This is a genomic window from Limnobacter sp. (assembly GCF_036405155.1).
In the GTDB taxonomy this organism is placed as follows: domain Bacteria; phylum Pseudomonadota; class Gammaproteobacteria; order Burkholderiales; family Burkholderiaceae_B; genus Limnobacter.
Window position 1 is genome coordinate 294,367 of the sequence record NZ_DASWYD010000004.1, and the last position, 20,366, is coordinate 314,732.

The 20,366-nt window shown below is 57.4% G+C and carries 20 protein-coding genes; 2 read left to right on the forward strand and 18 right to left on the reverse strand.

All coding sequences use genetic code 11. The features are described 5' to 3' along the window. Position 1: 1 nt before the first annotated feature. The 17 genes from VGE55_RS05225 to VGE55_RS05305 form a co-directional block, all read right to left on the reverse strand. Positions 2-340 carry a hypothetical protein gene (locus VGE55_RS05225; protein WP_331130646.1) on the reverse strand — a complete coding sequence of 113 codons (339 nt, stop codon included), beginning with the start codon at positions 338-340 and terminating at the stop codon, positions 2-4. 12 nt (positions 341-352) lie between these two features. After that, entirely contained in the window at positions 353-730 is a 378-nt protein-coding gene (locus VGE55_RS05230) for a phosphopantetheine adenylyltransferase (RefSeq protein ID WP_331130647.1), read from the reverse strand. Beyond that, positions 727-1,548, reverse strand: a complete 822-nt coding sequence (locus VGE55_RS05235) for a helix-turn-helix transcriptional regulator (RefSeq protein ID WP_331130648.1) — start codon at positions 1,546-1,548, stop codon at positions 727-729. Before VGE55_RS05235 ends, VGE55_RS05230 begins: the two co-directional genes overlap by 4 nt. Before the next feature lie 68 nt (positions 1,549-1,616). Further along, positions 1,617-2,681: a Holliday junction branch migration DNA helicase RuvB gene (gene ruvB / locus VGE55_RS05240; RefSeq protein WP_331130649.1), complete on the reverse strand. Its 1,065-nt coding sequence runs from the start codon at positions 2,679-2,681 to the stop codon at positions 1,617-1,619. Positions 2,682-2,739: 58 nt separating this feature from the next. Then, complete coding sequence (gene ruvA, locus VGE55_RS05245; protein ID WP_331130650.1) at positions 2,740-3,342, reverse strand: Holliday junction branch migration protein RuvA; 603 nt, start codon at positions 3,340-3,342, stop codon at positions 2,740-2,742. 74 nt (positions 3,343-3,416) lie between these two features. Further along, positions 3,417-3,968, reverse strand: coding sequence for a crossover junction endodeoxyribonuclease RuvC (gene ruvC / locus VGE55_RS05250; RefSeq protein WP_331130651.1), 552 nt, complete (start codon positions 3,966-3,968; stop codon positions 3,417-3,419). Between the two features lie 20 nt (positions 3,969-3,988). After that, on the reverse strand, positions 3,989-5,581 hold the full coding sequence (gene purH, locus VGE55_RS05255) for a bifunctional phosphoribosylaminoimidazolecarboxamide formyltransferase/IMP cyclohydrolase (protein ID WP_331130652.1): 1,593 nt from the start codon (positions 5,579-5,581) through the stop codon (positions 3,989-3,991). Positions 5,582-5,621: 40 nt separating this feature from the next. Beyond that, complete coding sequence (locus VGE55_RS05260; protein WP_256764619.1) at positions 5,622-5,876, reverse strand: Fis family transcriptional regulator; 255 nt, start codon at positions 5,874-5,876, stop codon at positions 5,622-5,624. After that, entirely contained in the window at positions 5,873-6,925 is a 1,053-nt protein-coding gene (gene dusB / locus VGE55_RS05265; RefSeq protein ID WP_331130653.1) for a tRNA dihydrouridine synthase DusB, read from the reverse strand. Before dusB ends, VGE55_RS05260 begins: the two co-directional genes overlap by 4 nt. 186 nt (positions 6,926-7,111) lie before the next feature. Then, positions 7,112-7,501: a lactoylglutathione lyase gene (gene gloA / locus VGE55_RS05270; protein ID WP_256764617.1), complete on the reverse strand. Its 390-nt coding sequence runs from the start codon at positions 7,499-7,501 to the stop codon at positions 7,112-7,114. Continuing rightward, positions 7,498-8,238, reverse strand: a complete 741-nt coding sequence (locus VGE55_RS05275) for a SprT family zinc-dependent metalloprotease (RefSeq protein ID WP_331130654.1) — start codon at positions 8,236-8,238, stop codon at positions 7,498-7,500. The genes gloA and VGE55_RS05275 overlap by 4 nt, the downstream gene beginning before the upstream one ends. A gap of 3 nt (positions 8,239-8,241) precedes the next feature. Further along, positions 8,242-9,003, reverse strand: coding sequence for a lysophospholipid acyltransferase family protein (locus VGE55_RS05280; RefSeq protein WP_331130655.1), 762 nt, complete (start codon positions 9,001-9,003; stop codon positions 8,242-8,244). A gap of 27 nt (positions 9,004-9,030) precedes the next feature. Beyond that, complete coding sequence (gmhB, locus tag VGE55_RS05285) at positions 9,031-9,606, reverse strand: D-glycero-beta-D-manno-heptose 1,7-bisphosphate 7-phosphatase (protein WP_331130656.1); 576 nt, start codon at positions 9,604-9,606, stop codon at positions 9,031-9,033. A gap of 19 nt (positions 9,607-9,625) precedes the next feature. Continuing rightward, entirely contained in the window at positions 9,626-11,710 is a 2,085-nt protein-coding gene (glyS, locus tag VGE55_RS05290) for a glycine--tRNA ligase subunit beta (RefSeq protein WP_331130657.1), read from the reverse strand. Between the two features lie 23 nt (positions 11,711-11,733). Next, entirely contained in the window at positions 11,734-12,636 is a 903-nt protein-coding gene (glyQ, locus tag VGE55_RS05295; protein WP_331130658.1) for a glycine--tRNA ligase subunit alpha, read from the reverse strand. A gap of 139 nt (positions 12,637-12,775) precedes the next feature. After that, positions 12,776-14,242, reverse strand: coding sequence for an NAD-dependent succinate-semialdehyde dehydrogenase (locus VGE55_RS05300; protein ID WP_331130659.1), 1,467 nt, complete (start codon positions 14,240-14,242; stop codon positions 12,776-12,778). Between the two features lie 84 nt (positions 14,243-14,326). Further along, positions 14,327-16,672 (reverse strand): CHASE domain-containing protein, encoded by a 2,346-nt coding sequence (locus VGE55_RS05305; protein WP_331130660.1) that lies wholly within the window; start codon positions 16,670-16,672, stop codon positions 14,327-14,329. Positions 16,673-16,818: 146 nt separating this feature from the next. Between VGE55_RS05305 and VGE55_RS05310 the strand changes: the two genes are divergently transcribed. Further along, positions 16,819-18,273, forward strand: a complete 1,455-nt coding sequence (locus tag VGE55_RS05310) for a DUF1800 domain-containing protein (RefSeq protein ID WP_331130661.1) — start codon at positions 16,819-16,821, stop codon at positions 18,271-18,273. Positions 18,274-18,285: 12 nt separating this feature from the next. Further along, positions 18,286-19,491, forward strand: coding sequence for a DUF1501 domain-containing protein (locus VGE55_RS05315; protein WP_331130662.1), 1,206 nt, complete (start codon positions 18,286-18,288; stop codon positions 19,489-19,491). A 3-nt stretch (positions 19,492-19,494) separates the two neighbouring features. Here VGE55_RS05315 and VGE55_RS05320 read toward each other — a convergent pair whose 3' ends face one another. Next, a complete protein-coding gene (locus tag VGE55_RS05320) occupies positions 19,495-20,316 on the reverse strand; it encodes a 16S rRNA (uracil(1498)-N(3))-methyltransferase (RefSeq protein ID WP_331130663.1) in 822 nt (273 codons plus the stop codon). Positions 20,317-20,366 lie beyond the last annotated feature (50 nt).

The following is a 20,366-nucleotide window of genomic DNA, read 5'->3' on the forward strand; positions in this document are numbered from 1 at the left end:
TTTAACTATGGCGTTGCCCCAGCAACAGTGCCTTCATGTTGCCCTGGCTTTTGGATATTTCGATGAGCAGGTATGGGCACAGCACCATGGACCCGCCAAGGGCTGTGAATACACCGAGCAGTACACCCAGCGGGCTGTTTCCATGCCGCCATGACACCCAAATCCCCGACAGTGTGAGCAGTACCATGAAATCCAGGTTGAACTGACCGGACCATCCCATCGTGGTGATGTTGCCCACGAAATGGGAGACCAGATCAAACCCCTGGTTTTGGATAACCACCCCTGTATAAGCTGTCAGAAGCAGTAGTTCAATAACCAAGAGTGCTTTTAGTGCTTTCATGATGAACTCCTTTTAAGGATTGGACATTAGGAATGCGGCGTAGCCGGTTAGTGTTAAAACCACTGCCAGCCAGTCGATCGCAACCACCCTGGCGATGGCTGTGTTGTTCTGGCCTGTGGTGTAGGCCAGCACCAAAAACGATGTCACGCTGATGAATGCCGCAACATACGCCACCCGTTGCCAAGGGGTGTGCCATGCAGCCAGCAGCAGGTAGGCGCCCAACAAGGCAAACAAAACGGCCCTGTGTCGCAGCAGGATTTCCAGGTTGGGTTCATCCACAGGGACACCATACAGTTGCGTGAGGCGCGATGCGCTCAGCATGCCCACGCCCGGCAGCAGGTGGATGATGCCCAACAGCGTGAGGCAGATGGAGGAAATGACCAGGCTCATGGTGTGAGCCTCTTGGTCAAAGATGATTGGGCATTTAGGTCGAATTCCCCGGAAAGAAAGGCATGGTGTGCAGCCGCATTGACCGGGTACAACAGTTCAACTCGGAGCGACTCCACTGTGATGTCGATGGGCGTTCCGAAGGTGGTGATGGTGGTCATGAAAGCCAGTTCCTCTCCGGTTCTGGAGCGAAATCGAGTGACCAGAACCGGGGTGTCGATGGCGGGTAGTGCACGGGCCTTGGTTTGCCAATCATTGGAAATACTGGCCAAAAGCGCCCCCAGGTGAGGCAGGTGGGCAGCCTCGGATTGCAGGCGCCGGACCAAATACGGCAGCACTTCATCGAGGTTGATGATGTGTTCCATCAGGCCTTCCGGACTCATCATCCACACCAGCAAATTGGGTTCGTCTTGCAATGCACTGGCGGGTAGTCCCAGCATGTTGAGTAGTCGAAGCACCCCGCCATTGAAACGAAGCAAATTCCAGTCGGCATTCAGTACGATGGCGGGGTAGGGGTCATGCTTGCTCAGCATGAGATCAATCACCTGCGAAACAGGTGCCAGTGCACGGTCTGACAGTGGGCGCTGCGGATGCGCTGGCGCGTAGCCAAAATGGACCAGGCATTGGTTGCGTTCGCCCAACGGCAATTCAAGTGCATCCAGAATGGCGGTGAGCATGTCCCGACTGGGTTGTGCCTTTGCCGTTTCAATGCAGCTGAGGTGGCGTTGTGAAACACCCACCCGGTGAGCCAGCTCCGCCTGGCTGATTCGTTGCTGCTGGCGCAGGTGTTTCAGTGGGGAAGGTCGGGTGTCCGAACGCATGGGTCATCTCCTGTTTTTTGCCAGTGTGCCACCAACGAAAACTGAAGACGATGACCTGCGAGGTCAAATCAGATGTTCAAATCACCCTGAGCGGATTGACCCGGATTGAGCAAACCCTGCGACAGGTGGCTGGGCGCCACCAAACCAAAATGCTGGTAAGTGTTGAGTGTGGCAATGCGGCCGCGCGGTGTGCGTTGAATGTAGCCCTGCTGGATGAGGTAGGGCTCCAGAACATCTTCAATTGTGTCGCGTTCTTCGCCGATGGCGGCGGCCACGTTGTCCAGTCCAACCGGGCCACCATTGAAGCGGTGGATGATGGCTTCCAGCAATCGCCGGTCCATCGGGTCCAAGCCAATCTTGTCCACGTCCAGCATGCCAAGCGCTGCATCGGCCACATCGGCGGTGATGACACCTTGTGCCTTCACCTGCGCATAGTCGCGCACGCGGCGCAGCAGCCGGTTGGCAATGCGGGGTGTGCCGCGTGAACGGCGGGCAATTTCGAGGCAACCGGCTTCATCGAATGGCATGTTGAGCAACCCTGCGCTGCGTGCCACGATGCGGGCCAACTCGCCGGGGGTGTAAAACTCAAGACGCGAGACAATCCCGAAGCGGTCACGCAGTGGGTTGGTGAGCATGCCGGCGCGCGTGGTGGCTCCCACCAGCGTGAAGGGTTGAAGGTCGAGTTTGACGCTGCGTGCGCCCGGGCCTTCACCGATCATGATGTCGATCTGGTAGTCCTCCAGCGCGGGGTACAAAATTTCTTCCACCACCGGTGACAGGCGGTGGATTTCATCGATGAACAACACATCGTTGGCTTCGAGGTTGGTGAGCAACGCCGCCAGGTCGCCCGGGCGCTCCAGCACGGGGCCCGAGGTTTGTTTTAAGTTAACGCCCATTTCACGGGCCAGAATGTGCGCCAGTGTGGTTTTGCCCAAGCCGGGTGGACCAAACAGCAGCACATGGTCCAACGCTTCTTTTCGAGACCTTGCCGCCGCAATGAAGATGTCGAGCTGGTCGCGGATTTTTTGTTGCCCCACGTATTCGTCCAGGTGCTTGGGGCGCAGGGCGCGCTCAAACGCTTCTTCAGAAGACGTGGTTTTGGCGGGGTTGATGAGGCGGTCCGGCTCGATCATGCGTGGGCGAGAAGGGCAAATGTGGCGATATCAGCAGTGTAAACCAGTGGCATGCTGCTCAGCCTTTGGACAGGTTGCGCAGTGCCAGTTTCAGGCCGTCGGTTACCCCCATGCCATCGGGCAGGCCCTTGCAGGCAGCGGCGGCTTCTTTGTCGGAATAACCGAGCGCGCACAGCGCCGCAATGATTTCGTCTTGCGCGCTGCCAGCCACCGGCGAATGACCAATGGCCGACATGCTGACACCCATGGCCGGACCGAGCGTACCGATTTGCCCTTTGAGTTCAAGCAGCAAACGCTCGGCGGTTTTTTTACCGATGCCCGGAATTTTCACCAAGCGCGCGGTTTCCTGACTTTGAACCGCCAGCAAAAATTCTTGCGTGGAAATGGAGGACAGGATGGCCAGTGCTGTGCGTGGCCCAATGCCCGACACCTTGATCAAGGTTTTGAACAGGGTTTTTTCATCGGCTGACGCAAAACCATACAGGCTATGCGCGTCCTCGCGCACCACCAGGTGGGTATTCAAGGTGCAGGGGGCATTCAACTCGGGCAGGTTGAAAAAAGTGCTCATGGGAACTTGCAGTTCATAGCCCACGCCTTGCACATCGAGCACAATCCACGGGGCATTTTTCTCGGCCAGGGTGCCCTTGAGGCGTCCGATCATTGCAGTTCTCCAAGCGGTTGATGTCTGTCAGTATACTGGACAAAACCACAGTTACAAGGGAAATGCAGCGCAGTTCAGCGCCAACTGGTGCGCCCCTTCCGAGTGCGGGTGCGCAGGGCACCGGCGGGCAGTTGGCTGGCATGGCCCATGGCATTGATCATCTTGCTGCTTTGCGCGTGGGTGAGCGCCGCGGCCAGCGCATCTGCTGCGTCGGCCGAGGGGGCCGCCGGCAATTTGAGCAGGCGTTTCACCATTTCCTGCACCTGTTCTTTCTTGGCTTTGCCCTGGCCGACGATGGCCTGCTTGATTTGAAGCGCTGTGTATTCCATCACGCTCAAGCCCGCATGGGTGAGTGCGGTGAGCACCGCGCCGCGCGCCTGGCCCAACAACAGGGTGGATTGCGGGTTCACGTTGACGAACACGATTTCGACCACAGCGACCTGGGGTTTGTAGAGCTCGGTCAGTTCAGACAGGCCTTTGAACAGGGTGTGAAGGCGGTCGGCCAGTGGGGCATCGGCATTCGTGCGAATGACGCCACTGGCCACATAGGTTTGCTGCCCATCAACCACATCGACCACGCCGTAACCGGTGATGCGCAAGCCCGGGTCGATGCCAAGAATGCGCACGGTTGGCGAGGCCGGTTGAGTTAGTGGCGGAAGTGACGGATGCCGGTCAGCACCATCACGATGTTGCGCTCGTCTGCTGCAGCAATCACCTCATCGTCGCGCATGGAGCCACCGGGTTGAATCACGCAGCTGGCACCTGCATCCACCACCACATCCAGCCCGTCGCGGAACGGGAAGAAGGCATCCGATGCCACGGCGGAATCGGCCAGTGTGAGGCCAGCGTTTTGGGCCTTGATGGACGCAATGCGTGCAGAGTCGACACGGCTCATTTGGCCGGCGCCCACGCCCATGGTCATGCCGTCTTTGCAGAACACAATGGCATTGCTTTTAACGAACTTGGCACAGCGCCAGGCGAACATCAGGTCATTCCACTGCTGCTCGGTGGGCTGACGCTTGGAGACCACACGAATGTCGCCTTGCTGCACATTGTGAATGTCGGGTGTTTGCACCAGCAAACCGCCGCCCACGCGTTTGTAATCAAAGCGGTGGTTGCCTGCATCCAGCGGAATTTCCAGCAGTCGAACATTTTGTTTGGCTGCAAACACGGCACGGGCACCATCGTCAAACGACGGCGCAATCAACACTTCCACAAACTGCTTGGACACGGCTTCGGCTGTGGCCTGGTCCACGGCGCGGTTGAAGGCGATGATGCCGCCAAAAGCCGATGTGGGATCGGTTTTGAAGGCTTTGCCATAGGCTTGCAGCGTGTTTTCGGCCACAGCCACACCGCAGGGGTTGGCGTGCTTGATGATGACGCAGGCGGGCGCCTCAAAGGTTTTGACGCATTCCCAGGCAGCATCGGAATCGGCGATGTTGTTGAACGACAATTCCTTGCCCTGCAACTGCCGATAGTTGGAGAGCGAACCCACCGGTGCCTTGGCTTCGCGATAGAAGGCGGCGGTTTGGTGTGGGTTTTCGCCATAGCGCATGTCCTGCACCTTGTGGAACTGCATGGACATGACTTCGGGGTACTCGATGCGCGCGGGCACATCATTCAAGTCGCCATCGGTGCCTTGAAGGCTGGTCAAGAAGGCGGCAATGGCGCCGTCATAGCGCGATGTGTGCGCGTAGGCTTTGGCAGCCAGCGCACTGCGTGTTTTCAGGGTGGTGGCGCCATCGTTGGCTTTCAGTTCATCAATCACTTTGCTGTAATCGGTGGGGTCCACCAGAATGGTCACGCTGGCGTAGTTTTTGGCCGATGCGCGTACCATGGCCGGGCCACCGATGTCGATGTTCTCAATCGCGTCTTCAAGCTTCACATGCTCAGCAGCCGTGGCCTGGTCGAACGGGTACAGGTTGACGGCCACCAGGTCAATGGGGCCAATGCCGTGCTCTTCCATTGCATCCAGGTGTGTTTGCAAATCACGCCGGGCCAGAATGCCACCGTGAATTTTCGGGTGCAGGGTTTTCACACGGCCGTCCATGATTTCCGGAAAGCCTGTGTGGCTGCTCACCTCTTTAACGGCCACACCTTTTTCAGCCAGCAGTTTGGCTGTGCCGCCTGTGGAGAGAATTTCAACGCCGCGCTCGGCCAGCGCTTTGGCCAGTTCGAGAATGCCGGTTTTGTCGGACACGCTCAGCAGCGCGCGTTTGATGGTGTTGTGTGTAGTCATGACAGTGGGCTTGCCGAAGCAATGTGAAACATTAAAAAAATCAGATGAGACCGTGCTGTTGCAATTTTTTGCGCAAGGTGTTGCGGTTAATGCCCAGCATTTGGCTGGCAATGGTCTGGTTCATGTTGGCTTTTTCCATGACCACTTCAAGCATGGGCCGTTCAACGGCGGACAGCACCATGTCATACACCGCGTTGGCACTCTCGCCTTCCAGGTCATCAAAAAATTTGTCCAGGTTGCTCCGGATGCAATCGGAGATGGTCACTGGGGCCGAGTTACGATCGTTGATGCTCATGCTGCCAATCTTGTGTGTGTTGGTTCGTTGGAAAGGTTTGAATCACTGGGCGTGAAATAGGTTTCGCCCGTGTTTCTCCAGGACATGAAAAACTCATCCACGATGCGCACCTGCGCCTCGGTGGTTTGGGCGACCATCAATTGGTCGACGATGGGGTGGTTTTTACCGGCTGGGCCGCAAAGATACCATTGCAGGTGCTTGCGTGCGGTCAGCAAGCCTGTTTTTTCGCCATAAAAAGTGTGGTGGTCCCGCAGGTGGTGAAGCATCACGGTGTGGGCTTCTTCCAATGTGGGCGGCGGCAGATGCGCACCGGTGCGCAAGTAGTGCAGCACCTCGCGGAATATCCAGGGGTTGCCCTGTGCTGCACGGCCAATCATGAGGCCATCAGCACCGGTGTAGTCCAACACAAAGCGTGCTTTTTCGGGAGTGGTGATGTCGCCGTTGGCAATCACTGGAATATTCACGGATTGCTTGACAGCACGAATGGTGTCGTACTCGGCGTGGCCCGTGTAGCCACAGGCGCGCGTGCGGCCATGCAGGGTCAGCAGTGACACACCAACGGACTCAGCCATTTGCGCAATCGCAATCGCATTGCGATGCTCGGGGCTCCAGCCGGTGCGGTACTTCAGGGTGAGGGGCACACCGCGCTCTGCACACACTGCATGCACCGCGCGAAGAATTTTTTCAACCAGGGTTTCGTTTTGAAGCAGTGCGGAACCGGCTGCCACGGCACACACTTTTTTAGCGGGGCAACCCATGTTGATGTCGATGATTTGCGCACCCCGTTCAATGTTGTACGCGGCAGCATGCGCCATCATCTCGGGGTCTGCACCGGCAATTTGTACAGCCACGGGTTTGGTTTCACCGTGGTGGTTCAGGCGGCGGGTACTCTTGTCAGTTTTCCACAATTGCGGGTTGCTCGCAGCCATTTCCGACACGGCATGCCCAGCGCCCAGTTGTTTGCACAACTGGCGGAAAGGCCGATCTGTCACGCCTGCCATGGGCGCGAGAAACAGATTGTTTGGAAGTGTGAAATGGGCGAGTTGCACGATTGCACAAAATTTGAGCAATTTTCGAGCAGCCCATTTTAGCGAGGGTGGGGTGGAAATTCGACCCTGATCGCCCAAAAAAAAGAAAATTTTTTACTTGACTTTTGGGTGTCAAAATGGGCGCTCAAGCCTCACCGGGCTTGAGGCTGGATGCCCCAGAACGGAGCATCCAGTCCGATTGTGCACTTACAAAGTGCCGCGTTGAATCAGTTCGATTTTGTAGCCGTCCGGGTCTTCCACAAACGCGATGATGGTGCTGCCACCTTTCACTGGGCCTGCCGGGCGCGTTACTTTTCCACCAGCGGCGGTGATGGCATCACACTGCTTGTAGGCATCTTCCACTTCAATGGCGATGTGCCCGTAAGCGCCGCCCATTTCGTAACTGTCCACGCCGTAGTTGTAGGTCAACTCCAGTGCGGCCTGCTCAGACTCAGGGCCATAGCTGAGGAATGTCAGCGAATAGCCTTGGTCGGGGCGGTCGGTGGTGCGCAGTACATGCATGCCCATCACCTGGGTGTAAAAGTCAACAGAGCGCTGCAAATTGCCAACGCGAAGCATGGTGTGAAGAATTCTCATAGTCGGGGTACCTCAGATGGACTCAGTTGTGAGAGCGCTTTGTGGGGCTCTCGGTAGTTGGGCATTAATTGTTCAACAATCGCCCAAAAACGGGGGCTGTGATTCATCTCTTTGAGATGAGCCAGCTCATGTGCGATGACATATTCAATCATCGGCAAGGGGTAGTGTACCAGCCGCCAATTCAACCGGACTTCGCCACGGCTGTTGCATGAGCCCCATCGCGCATTGGGGCTGGACAGGCGAATTTGAAAAGGGGGCAATTCCATGCGCTGGGCCAGTGTTTGGGCCATGTGCGTGAACACTTCCTTGGCATGGGTTTTCAACACTTTTTCCAGCGATTTGAGTTGTGCTGGTGGTGAATGGCGAACGCTGCCGGGCAGGGTGATGTGCTGTGTCCAGGGGTTGAGCATGGGCCGTGCAGTGCTGGTGTGCACCACTTGAAAGGCCTGGCCTCGAACAGGGATGGCCTGCCCTTGGGCCAGCAGGTTTTCCAGATTGGTGCTGTTTCTTTTGCGGCTTTGCCAGCGCGACAGGCTTTTCTCAATCCAACTGGATTTGCTGGCAATGATGCGTTCGATTTCAGCCATCGCCACGCGGTGTGGCGCTGAAATTTGAAGCCCTTCATCGGTGATCAAGAAACCGATGCTGCGGCGTTTGCTGCGCTTGAGCCCGTAGCGGCAGGTGCCCCACGGCAACTCAATCGCACGTTGCTCAACGTCGGTGCTGCTGTCTGGCATTGCTCACTTTTTGTCCACCAAGGGTGTTTCGGCGCTGGTGTAACGGTGGGGAGAAATTTGATGCATCTGGCCTTCAATCCAGTCTTCCACGGCTTTCATCAGGCTGTCGGCATTGTGGCCTTCCGGTGAAATGGGCTTGCCAAAACGCAAGGTGACTGTGCCTGCTTTTTTGAAGAAGCCCTTGCGTTTCCAGTATTCGCCGGCATCGTGCGCCACAGGTACCACCGGTGTGTTGGTGGCGACTGCCAAGCGGGTGCCACCAGTTTTGTAACGGCGCTTGTAGCCCACCGGTACACGGGTGCCCTCCGGGAAGAACATCATCCAAGCCCCTTGGCGCATGCGTTCACCGGCCATTTTTTTCACAAACTCAAAGGCTTCAACCCCATTTTTGCGGTCCACCGGGACCATGCGAAGCACCCACAAGGCCCAACCAAAAAACGGTACATATTGAAGCTCGCGTTTGTAAATCAGGCAGAGGTGCCTTGGCAACAGCAGCACTGGAATGGCAAAGGTTTCCCAGGCCGATTGATGCTTGGCCAATACAATCGCACCGGTGTTGGGCAGGTGTTCCATGCCTTCAACCTTGAATTGAATGCCGCACAGCCACTTCAACATGTGGATGTTGATGGCATTCCACCAGCAGGCAAACACATAGCGATTGCGAATACTGAGCACAGGGCTAAGCAGCAACAGCAACGTGGCGTGGATGGGGGTGTAGATCACCACGTACAGAAAGAACAGGATTGAGCCAATGACAGACCTCACCACATGCCTCCGAACAATTGTTGTGTTTTATTTTCGATTGTTTGCAAACGGGTCAGCCGGTACCAAATGCGCAGCCAAGGCTGCAAGGTCGGCAAATACCAGTGTACCTGCGGGTAGCTCGTCCTTTTTCTCGGCAGTTTTTTTACCCTTGCCTGTTTTGACCAAAAAAGGCTTGCAACCCACAGCAGCGCCTGCCTGCAAGTCTCGCAGTGAGTCGCCCACCACTGGCACGCCCTCCATGGGCATGCCGAGGCGTGCCGATATTTCTTCAAACAAGCCAGGTTTGGGCTTGCGGCAATGGCATTTGTCTTCCGGTCCGTGGGGGCAGAAAAAAATGCCATCGATGTGGGCACCCGCTTCGTTGGCCAAATCATGCATTTTTTTGTGCATGGCTGACAAGGTTTCGAGGTCGAACATGCCGCGTGCAATACCCGACTGGTTGGTGGCCACCACCACGCGGTAGCCACCTCGGTTCAGCCGCGCAATGGCTTCCATGCTGCCGGGGATTGGAATCCATTCGTCCGGCGATTTCACATAATCGTCCGAGTCCTCGTTGATGACGCCATCACGGTCCAGCACGATCAGTTTGGTATGGGTGGGCATGGGCGTGCGCTCCGTGGGTTTACTGCGCCAGTTGAGAAATATCGGCCACCCGGTTCATCAGGCCATGTAACCACGACAGCAGGGCAATGCGGTTGTTCTTCAAGGCTTCATCGGGGTCGTTCACCATCACATGGTCAAAGAATGCATCCACGCTGGCTTTCAATGGCGCCAAGGTCAGCAGGGCTTGCTGGAAATCGCCTTGCTCAAAAGCTTGGGTGGACGCTGGGGCAACTTTGTTCACCTCTGCAAACAAGGTTTTTTCAGCATCCAGTACCAAGCGGGCTTCCACAAGCTCAACCGGTGAGCCTTCCACCTTTTTCAGAATGTTGGAAATGCGCTTGTTGGCAGCAGCCAGTGCGGTGGCCTCGGGCAGTTGCGAGAATGCGCGCACAGCCGCCAAACGTTTCGGCAGATCGGCAAACTCGCTGGGCTGGGTGGACAATACACTGTCCACTTCGGCGCTGGAGTAGCCTTGGTCTTTCAGGTAGCTGCGCAGGCGGTCCATCATGAAACCAGCAATGGCTTCGGTGCTGGGCTTGAAGTCTGGGTAAGCCGCAAACAGGCTGCTGCCTTGGTTCAGCATGGCATGCAGGTTCAACTGCAGGCCTTTTTCAATCACCATCCGAATCACGCCAAGGGCATGACGGCGCAACGCGAAGGGGTCTTTGTCGCCGGTGGGCACGAGGCCGATGCTGTAGATGCCCAGCAATGTTTCCAGTTTGTCGGCCAGCGCCACGGCCAGGCCAACCGGGTTGCGGGGCAACTGGTCGCCGGCAAAACGCGGGCTATAGTGGTCGGCAATGGCTTGTGCAACCTCGGCAGTTTCACCATCGTGGCGGGCGTAATGTTCGCCCATATTGCCTTGCAACTCGGGGAATTCGCCGACCATGTCGGTGAGCAAGTCGGCCTTGCACAGCAGGGCTGCGCGTTTGGCTTGCTCGACGGATGCACCGGTGATGGGCGCCAGCCACTCAGCCAGTTTCACGAGGCGTTCATTGCGGTCTTTTTGGGTGCCCAGCTTGTTGTGGTAGACCACGCTGGCCAAGCCGGGCAAGCGGCTTTCCAGGCTTTTTTTACGGTCTTGGTCGAAGAAGAATTTTGCATCGGCCAGGCGGGCGCGCAGCACGCGTTCGTTGCCGGAAGTGATGAGGTGCGGCGTATTGGTCAGCAAGTTGGACACCAGCAAAAACCGGTTTTTCATCTTGCCGTTTGAATCGGTGATCGCGAAGTATTTCTGGTTGGCCTGCATGGTGAGAATCAGGCATTCCTGCGGCACTTCCAGAAATTCTTTTTCAAAGCCCGCTTCGTACACCACAGGCCATTCCACCAGCGCACACACCTCGTCCACCAGGTCTGCCGGTTGAACAACCTGGTCACCTTGGGCCTGTTCGGCCAGTTGTTGCTCAATCGCGGCTCGCCGTTTGGCAAAGGATGGGATGACCTTGCCCTCTGTTTCCAGTTGCGCTTCGTAGCCGTCGGCTGTGGCAATCTCAATGGGCCCTTTGGACAAAAAACGGTGGCCCAGTGTGGTGCGACCGGATGTGAGACCCAGGGTTTGAGCATCAACCACAGTGCTGCCGTGCAAGGCCACCAGCTTGTGGGCCGGGCGCACAAAATGAACGGTGCTGCCATCGGGCCGCTGGTAGCTCATCACCTTGGGAATGGGCAGTTTGGTGGTGGCGGCTTCCAACGCTTTGTTCAGCGATTCAGGCAGGTGTTTGCCAGCCATGGTGCGTTCAATCACCAGCACATCTTGCTTGCCATCACTGATGGTTTTGAGCGTGGATACATCCGTGCCTTCCAAACCCAGTGAGACCAACTTTTTGAGCAATGGTGCGGTGGCTTGGCCTTGCGCGTCCAGGCCAATCTTCACGGGCAGCAGCCGCTCCTGCATGTTTTTTTCGGGCGATGTGCTGGCCACGTTGGTGATGTGGCAACCGAGACGGCGGGGGCTGGCAAATGCAGTCACCACGCTGTGTTCGTTCAGGTGGCCTTCGTCACGCAATGCTTGGCTCAGCAGTTGGCTGAAAGCTTCCCCCAGGCTGTTGAGGGCTTTGGGTGGGAGCTCTTCGGTAAAGAGTTCGACCAGTAAGGATGGGTTCATGGTGTGGGGTCTTGTTCGGTTATTCAGGCGGCCTGGTTGCACATGGGGAAACCCAGCTTTTCGCGGGAATCGAAGTAGGCTTGCGCCACGGCGCGGGACAAATTCCGGATGCGGCCGATGTACGCAGCCCGTTCGGTCACGGAAATGGCGCCTCGGGCGTCCAGCAGGTTGAATGTGTGCGCTGCTTTCAGAATCATTTCATAGGCAGGCAATGCCAGGTTGGCTTCGATGAGGCGTTTGGCTTCGCCTTCATATTCGCCAAAATGACGGAACAACATGTCGGCGTTGCTGTGTTCAAAGTTGTAGGTGGACTGCTCCACCTCGTTTTGGTGGAACACGTCGCCATAGGTCAGTACTTTCTTAACGCCGTTTTCTTCACGCTCGGTCCACACCAGGTCGTAGACGTTTTCCTTGCCTTGCAGGTACATGGTGAGGCGTTCAATGCCGTAGGTGATTTCGCCCAGAATGGGCGCGCAATCCAGTCCGCCCACTTGCTGGAAATAGGTGAACTGGGTCACTTCCATGCCGTTGAGCCACACTTCCCAGCCCAGGCCCCAAGCGCCCAGGGTGGGGTTTTCCCAGTTGTCTTCCACGAAGCGGATGTCGTTCTGTTTGGTGTCGATGCCCAGTGCTTCCAGGCTGCCCAAGTACAGGTCAATGATGTTTTCGGGCGAGGGCTTGAGCACCACTTGAAACTGGTAGTAATGCTGCATGCGGTTGGGGTTTTCGCCGTAGCGGCCGTCTTTGGGGCGACGGGAGGGTTGCACGTAGGCCGCGTTCCAGGGCTCGGGCCCCAGGGCGCGCAAAAAGGTGGCGGTGTGGCTGGTGCCGGCGCCCACTTCCATGTCGAACGGTTGGAGCAGGGCACAACCTTGTTGGTCCCAGTACTGTTGCAGGGTCAAAATGGCCTGTTGAAACGTCAGCATGCGTGCTGTCCTTCGCAATTAAAGCAGTGCAATCAAGAAATGGCCCTATTGTAAGGGCTACAGCCGCGTTTCTCGCGGGTGCAGCCCTTGCTTCGTTCCAATTGCATGCGTGGGGGCCTTCTGGCCCCCGTCAGGGAGATTATTGAACGCCGATGCAGAGGTATTTGATTTCCAGAAACTCTTCAATGCCCCACACCGAGCCTTCGCGGCCCAGGCCAGACTGTTTGACACCACCAAAGGGGCCTACTTCGTTGGAGAACACGCCCACATTGATGCCGACCATGCCGTAATCCAAAGCACGGGCCACCCGGAATGTGCGGGCGGTGTTTTCGGTGTAAAAGTAGGCCGCCAAACCATACGGGGTGTTGTTGGCGTTGAAAATGGCTTCGGCTTCGGTGTCGAAGGGGAAGACTGCCGCCAATGGGCCGAAGGTTTCTTCCTGGGCCACCAGCATGTCGTGGTTGGCATTGTTGATCAGCGTGGGCTGGAAAAACCGGCCACCCAAAGGGTGGCTTTGGCCACCCGCCAGCACCGTGGCGCCTTTGGAAACCGCATCGTCCACATGGCGTTTTACTTTGGCCACCGCCTGGTCGTCGATCATGGGGCCCACACTGGCGGAGGTGGCCAGCCCGTCACCCACTTCCAGTGCGGCAACCTTGGCTTGCAGCTTACTGGCAAACGCTGCCTGAATACTGCGGTGAACATAAATGCGGTTGGTACACACGCAGGTTTGACCCGCATTGCGGAATTTCGAGGCCATCAGGCCGTCCACCGCTTTGTCCAGATCAGCGTCTTCAAAGACGATGAACGGCGCATGGCCACCCAGCTCCAAGGAGAGCTTCTTGATGGTGGGGGCGCACTGTTTCATCAAAATGCGACCCACCTCGGTGCTGCCGGTGAAGGTCAGCTTGCGCACGGTGTCGCTGTCGCAGAGCACCTTGCCCACTTCAATGGAGCGGTCTGAATCCGCAGTGATCACGTTCAATACCCCCGCTGGAATACCGGCTTGGCGGGCCAGCTCAGCCAATGCCAATGCCGACAAAGGGGTTTGCTCGGCGGGTTTGATGACCACCGTGCAACCCGCAGCCAGTGCCGGGGCCACTTTGCGGGTAATCATGGCAATGGGGAAGTTCCAGGGCGTGATGGCCGCGCACACGCCAATGCCTTGTTTGAGCACCAGCAGCTCCCGCCCAGCTTGCGGGCTTTCCAGCACACTGCCCTCAATCCGTTTGGCTTGCTCGGCAAACCATTCCACGAAAGAGGCACCATAGGCCACCTCGCCTTTGGCCTCGGCCAGGGGTTTGCCCTGTTCCAGCGTCATCAGCGTGGCGAGATCCCCAGTGTTGGCCACAATCAGGTCGAACCATTTGCGCAGCAATTGCGCCCGGCTTTTGGCGGTGGTGTTTTTCCAGCTTTGGAATGCCTTGTCGGCGTGTTCAATGGCCTGGCGGGTTTGTTCCACGCTGGCGTTGCCCACCTCGGCGATGGTGGCACCCGTTGCCGGGTTGTCAACGGGGAAGGTGTGGCTGCAAGCCACAAACTCGCCATTGATGAACGGTTGGGTTTGAAAAAGGGCCGGATTGGACAAAACAATGGAGCTGGACATGGCGTGAATTCCTGTACTGCTTGGAATGGTGGTGTTGAGGAATTCTTTAGTGTAACCGGCCAACGGGGGCTGTGTGGCTTGGGGTCAACCCGCTTGTTGTTCCAGCATGCTCAGGTTGTGAATGTGGATGAGTTTGGCGGGCTTGCTGTTGTGCAATACATTGGTGATGAACAGTTCGGCTCGGCCCCGGCTGCCATCTTCCTTCTCCAGTTGCACATCCAAGCGTTCAAACTGGCCGCTCTCCTGGGTTTTTTGCAGTGCCGCCAACACGCGAATGCCATCATCGGGCGACACAAAGTCCACAATACTGGTTTCATCGAGTTCAATGCTGTGGGTGGACCCCAAGTCAATCAGGGCCTGCGCATTGCAGTACACAATGGTGCCGGCCTGCTCAATGACCGCACCAAATGGGCTGTTTTCAATCAACAGTTTGTGCTGCTCATCATTTTGCCGCATGGATTGCTCGGCCCGGTATTCCAGGCTGGCATCCCGGAAAATCAATACAGCACCCCGCACCTCCATGCGTCCGTCATAAATGGGGGCCGAGTTGTGGCGAACGATGCGGTTGCGTTCGCGATCCACTTGCAACTGCCAGTAGTCCGGGGAAATGACAGGCAGGCCGGAGGACAGGGTTTGTTCAACGATGTGCTGGTCCACCACGGGATGGCCGCTGGTGGGGCGCACCCGGTAGACATCGAGCAATGGTTTGCCGATCAGCAAGTCTTCCTGTCGGTTGAGCAGTCGCTCCGCCATCGCGTTGACGGAGGTGATCAAACCGGCTTTGTCACACGTAATCAGGCCTTCCCCGATGGAGCTGAGTGTCAGGCGCAACTGTTCCTCATGGTCTTTGAGGGCTTCTTCAGCCTGTTTCCGGGCTTTCAGTTCCTGTTCGAGGTCTTGGGTGCGCTCGCCCAATTTGCCCAGATACTCGGCGTTCCTGCTGGCACTGCCGAGCAAGGTGAGCACGGCCAGCAGTACCCCAAACACGCAGATTACGTAGGCAATCCGTTGTTCATTGCGTTGGGCGGTGCCCATGCCCGGTGGGTCCTGGGCCAGCTCCAGGGTCCACACCCGTCCGCCAAAATAGATTTTCCGGTTGAGTCTCACCGTGTCGCCAGATCGCAAGGTGCTGCGAATGATCAAGCGCCGATTCGGGCCTTCGGTCGTGATGTCGGACAGCCGGAAGCGGATGTGGCCATCCATGGCCTTTTTCTCCAACGGGTTGAGCAGGGTCCGAACGTTGAAGAATGCTGCAATGTAACCCTGAAGCTCAGGTTGTCCGCGTGTGCTGGTGGCTTTTTTGACCGGGATGAAAACGATGATGCTGGACTGATTGCTGCGGATCACTTGAACCGGGTTGGTCGCCATGGGCTCATTTTTGAGGTCTGCCAGTGACATGGCAAAACGCCGTTCGACACCGCTGGCATGGTTCAGGCCCAGCACGTCCACGCTGGGCTGGTTTTTTGATTCGGTGAACAGGGTTGGGTAGAGGTATTCAGTGGCTTTGGGGGTTTGTTGGTCCAGGTGCCAGATTTTGTAGGGGCGACCATACAGGGTTGAGGCCTTGGCTTCGAATGTGGCTTTGTCGGCATAGGGCACCCGCGGTAACCAGTCAATGGCGTCCACCGGGCCGTTGCTCACAAAAAAGCGGACGAAACGCTGAAACTCGTCCAACTCCACGCTCTGGCTGGCATTGAAAAACCGTTCAATCGCTTTGAGGGGTTCAATCGCTTGGGGCAGCGGTGCGAAGGTCAGGTCTGCCAGGTCGTCCATGTTGCGAACCTGTTGCTGGTTTTCCTGAAATTCAATGTTCTGCTGAATTTCCAGGTTGGCCAGCAGCACCAGACCACCAATCACCGTGACTGGCACCGCCATCCGCATTGCCGACTTATAGCGGAACTGCCATTTGCGATTGCCGGGCCACACGCTGTAGGCAATGGGGGCAATCAGCAACATGCCCAATGAATTGGCCATCCAGCATCGGGAGAATTCAATGGAGGCCCACAGGTCCATGATGGGAGGAAACCCTTTGTCCAGCCACAGGTTCAGGCTGCTTAGCAACAGCGAACCCAGCGGGCCGATGATCATCAATATCTTGAAGATCGTCCAATCGGGGTGGGTGCGGCGTTTGCCGAGCGTGTAGCGGGCCACCACCTTGACCAGCATGCTGATGTAAGTCACTGTGATGAGCGCGTGCAGCAGTTGGTGAATGCTCAGGCTTTGGTCTGTGGATGCATAGGGCGCGAGCCAGTAGGCCAGTAGCAAGCCGGGCAGCATTTTGCGGCCCAAGCGATAACAGGCCACGTAGGCCAACCCCAAAGAGGGGTTGATGTACAGGAGGGCCGGGTATGCATCACCATATTGCTGGGTGATCAGGTTCAAACCGGCAATCAGTAGGGCAGTGAAGGCGACAACGCCATATTGAGCCATGATGGCAGGTCCAGAGTCGTGCAGTATCGAATCAATGTCTCAGTGTAGCTGTAACTCAAACGTTGCAAAGGTTTAATTTTATGGGTTTTTTGGCCTTATTCGGGCTTTCGGGGTTTCAGCGGGTTTGCACACACCGTGTTCTGCACTTGTCCGGCTTGGTAGGCTTGTTGCTCGGTGCCCACTTGGCTGTAGCCGCTTCGCTGGATGTGGGGAAAATATCGCGCCGTGTGCAGTACGCGCCCGAGGCGGACCAACAGCTTGCCCTGTCCACCGCAGCGGTTAAAACCTTGCTTCGGGCCCAAGTGGATGGGGCCAAGGCCGATTTGATCAACTATGGGCAACTGACCACCGAAACACCGCAGGCCATGCAAAACGCGCTGGATGAACAGTTGCGGGGCGTGAAAGACTTGGACCCGGACGAAGCCAAAAAACTGCGCGATGAAAACCGGCGTTGGCAACAGGGCATGATGGACGCTGCCATCGAGCGCAGTCTGCAGTTTCACACCACCGCCCCCAATGGACTGAGCAGTCGATGGTTGTGGTTTTGGACCAACCACTTCAATGTGTATGGCCCGAAGGACAGGGTGAGAATCTTTCTGGCGCATTACGAGTCCCGCGCGATTGCTGCGCACGCGTTTGGATCATTCCGGAATTTGCTGAGGGCGGTGGTGCTGCACCCGGCCATGCTGGTGTACCTCGACAACCAGAACAATCAGCGGGATCGCATCAATGAAAACCTGGCCCGCGAAATTCTTGAATTGCATACCCTGGGTGAGGGTCAGGGCTACACCCAGTCAGACATCAAGGCACTGGCCAGGGCATTGACCGGATACACCTTGCCGCAGCCTGGTCGCCCCCGCAAAGCGGGGCCTTGTCGTCGGCAACATTGCGTTCAAATATCGGACTCAGGCTCAGTGTTTGAGCCCGATTTGCACGACATGGAAGCCAAGGTGTTTTTGGGCCACTACTACCCGGCCCGCAGTGATGGTGCTGAATTGTTTGACATGCTGGATGCACTGGCTGCGCACCCTGCAACTGCGCGGCACATCGCCACGCAATTGGCACAGTATTTTTATGGGGACGAGCCTCCTGCAGATCTTGTAGAGGCTGCACAAGCCACCTTCCTTCGGACAGGTGGGGCATTGGACGAAGTGCTTCTAAGGCTGTTGCAACACCCCCGCTTTCTGGATGCGCGCCAGCGCTGGGTGAGCGACCCTTTTGCACATTGGGTTGGCATTGTTCGCCAGCTTCGTGAGGCTGGTGTTGAGTTGCCGGTGGAGCAGTTGACCAAGTGGTTGAAATGGAACGGTGAGGGCCACTTCAATCGTGTTTCGCCCGACGGGTACCCGTTCATCTCCACCTTTTGGGACGGCGCAACGACACTGTCCACCCGATTGAACATCGCAGAGTCTGTGGCCTCCACTGTTCAACAACAGTTGAAGCAAGCCGACGGGGGGCTGGCCGGGCAAATGCCGCGCCTGGTGGCGCGGCTAAAGCCGAATTTGGGTCCCAACAGCGCGCAGGTCCTGGAGCCGTACGAAAAGACCCCTGTCCGCTGGTTGACCTTGTATTTCGTTAGTCCAGAAATGCTTTATCACTGATTGAGGTGGAACATGAGTCGCCGTGCGTTCCTGAAAACCGTGGTTGGTGGTGCTGCAGGCCTGGGCCTTGGACAGGTGCAATTTGCGCTGGGCCAGGCCAATGCCGTGCAACCCGTGCCCAAATTGCTGTGGGTCATGTTGCGTGGTGGCATGGATGCAGACAGTTTGTTGTTTCAACCCGACAACACTTACTACCATGACGTGCGCCCAACGCTGTCGCTGGGTCGAAACGGCCTGAGCGATGAAGCGCAGCGAATAGACGCCAATTGGGCAGTGCACCCGGCCCTTGAGCCTTTGTATCCCTGGTTGCAGCGAAAGCAATTGGCCTTCGTGCCATTCTGCGGCACTGGCGACAACTCCCGCAGCCACTTCAAGGCGCAAGAGGTGTTGGAACGGGGGTTGAATGACGGTGAGCGCTTGCAAACGCAGGATGGGCTGCTGAACCGGGTGGTCAAGGTGCTGGCCCGGGATTTTTCAGGTTTGGGTGGTGCCAACTTTGTGCAGGGGTCGCCCTTGATGTGCGCAGGCAGTCAGGACATCCCTTTTGTTGAATTGCGGCCTCAACCCACGGCCAAAGCCCAGCGAATGGATGACTACATGCAGGCATTGGAACGCATGATGCAGGACCCGGAAACCCGGGAGCGCCTAAAAATCATGTCGGCTCGACAAAGCGGCGCCCGCGAGGCGCTGCGGGGCCAAATGGACATGGATGCGCAACACGGCGCAACCGCGCGAAGCCAACCGGCGTTTGTCACCCAGTTTGAGCAAATGGCGCGGCTTATGCGGTCTGGCCCGGCGTACGCTGTGGGCTTCGCCGAAATCAACGGATGGGACACCCACCAAAACCAGGGCAACGAGAACGGCCAACTGGCGGGCAAGTTTTCCGCGATGGCGCAGGCATTGGCCGCTTTTGCACAAGGCATGGGGCCGGAATGGGCACGCACACAGGTGGTGTTGATGTCCGAGTTTGGGCGGACCTTTGCTGAAAACGGGACCCGAGGCACCGACCACGGGCACGCCACCACGGCCATCTTGATGTCGGGTCGCGGGTTTTCGCAGACGGTGCTGGGTGAGCAACAGGTGTGGTCACCCCAAAACCTGCATGAGCAGCGCGACCAGCCGGTGTTGAACCCCTATCGGGATGTGTTGCTGCGCCAGGTGTTCATGCCCATGGGGTTGTCACGAGGCGATGCACTGGCAGCCCTCAAGCCAGTCTAGCGTTCACGCCAGGGGTTCAAGGCCCAGCAAACCCGTGAGTTGGGCCAAGCAGGCCATGCCAAAGGTTTCCGTGCGCAACACACGGTTGGAAAACCGCAGGCATTGTGCGCCCAGTGCCATTGCTGTGTCGATTTCATCGGGCGTCCAGCCGCCCTCCGGGCCAACAGCAATCACCAATGGGGTGTTGCCCTGCGCTGCAGGCCCCGCCAGCCAGGTGCGCAGGTGGGTGTCAGCCTGTGGCGTAAACAGCAGCACCTGTGCATGGGGCAGTTGCTCGGCCAGCACCTGCAGTTGTGCGGACAATCCGCCCACCGGTGCAACCACCGGCAACATGGCCCTTTCACTTTGAACGCTGGCCGCCAATGCCACCCGGTCCCAGTGGGCATGCCGTTTTTCGGCCCTCTCGTCACTCAGTTTGACCACACTGCGCTGGGCCTGAACCGGAAAAAAGCCCTGAGCGCCCAGCTCGGTGCATTTTTCAATCACCCAATCCATCTTGTCGCCTTCGGGCAGCCCCTGCAGCACATACACAGCGCGGGTCAATTCACTGCCGGTGCAGGGGTGTGCAGGGCTGTTCAGGCGCACTTCACCCAGCTTTTTGCTGAGGTAATGCACGGTGCCATCAAATTCGGCACCAGCCCCATTCCATGCGCGCAGTGGCTCACCCTCGCGCAGGCGCAGCACCCGCGAGGCGTAATGCAACAAATCGTCTTCCAGCGGCAACACCTGGCCTTGGGCTTTGGCCTCTGGCAAGTAAAAACGGGGCACCCGGCGCGAGGCCACGGTGTGGTGGTGATCGGACAGCGGTGTGTTGGGTTCGGTCATAATTCGAGGGTTTGCTCGCTTGCGGGTGCGCGAGGGGCATTGCTTTGATA

Excerpts from the sequence above, each read along its gene's own strand:
- ruvB (WP_331130649.1), bottom strand. The coding sequence starts at position 2,681 with ATGATCGAGCCGGACCGCCTCATCAACCCCGCCAAAACCACGTCTTCT.
- ruvA (WP_331130650.1), bottom strand. The coding sequence starts at position 3,342 with ATGATCGGACGCCTCAAGGGCACCCTGGCCGAGAAAAATGCCCCGTGG.
- purH (WP_331130652.1), bottom strand. The coding sequence starts at position 5,581 with ATGACTACACACAACACCATCAAACGCGCGCTGCTGAGCGTGTCCGAC.
- VGE55_RS05260 (WP_256764619.1), bottom strand. The coding sequence starts at position 5,876 with ATGAGCATCAACGATCGTAACTCGGCCCCAGTGACCATCTCCGATTGC.
- VGE55_RS05305 (WP_331130660.1), bottom strand. The coding sequence starts at position 16,672 with ATGGCTCAATATGGCGTTGTCGCCTTCACTGCCCTACTGATTGCCGGT.
- VGE55_RS05230 (WP_331130647.1), bottom strand. The coding sequence starts at position 730 with ATGAGCCTGGTCATTTCCTCCATCTGCCTCACGCTGTTGGGCATCATC.
- VGE55_RS05300 (WP_331130659.1), bottom strand. The coding sequence starts at position 14,242 with ATGTCCAGCTCCATTGTTTTGTCCAATCCGGCCCTTTTTCAAACCCAA.
- glyQ (WP_331130658.1), bottom strand. The coding sequence starts at position 12,636 with ATGCTGACGTTTCAACAGGCCATTTTGACCCTGCAACAGTACTGGGAC.
- VGE55_RS05275 (WP_331130654.1), bottom strand. The coding sequence starts at position 8,238 with ATGCCAGACAGCAGCACCGACGTTGAGCAACGTGCGATTGAGTTGCCG.
- VGE55_RS05235 (WP_331130648.1), bottom strand. The coding sequence starts at position 1,548 with ATGCGTTCGGACACCCGACCTTCCCCACTGAAACACCTGCGCCAGCAG.
- VGE55_RS05225 (WP_331130646.1), bottom strand. The coding sequence starts at position 340 with ATGAAAGCACTAAAAGCACTCTTGGTTATTGAACTACTGCTTCTGACA.
- gmhB (WP_331130656.1), bottom strand. The coding sequence starts at position 9,606 with ATGCCCACCCATACCAAACTGATCGTGCTGGACCGTGATGGCGTCATC.
- glyS (WP_331130657.1), bottom strand. The coding sequence starts at position 11,710 with ATGAACCCATCCTTACTGGTCGAACTCTTTACCGAAGAGCTCCCACCC.
- VGE55_RS05320 (WP_331130663.1), bottom strand. The coding sequence starts at position 20,316 with ATGACCGAACCCAACACACCGCTGTCCGATCACCACCACACCGTGGCC.
- VGE55_RS05315 (WP_331130662.1), top strand. The coding sequence starts at position 18,286 with ATGAGTCGCCGTGCGTTCCTGAAAACCGTGGTTGGTGGTGCTGCAGGC.
- gloA (WP_256764617.1), bottom strand. The coding sequence starts at position 7,501 with ATGAGAATTCTTCACACCATGCTTCGCGTTGGCAATTTGCAGCGCTCT.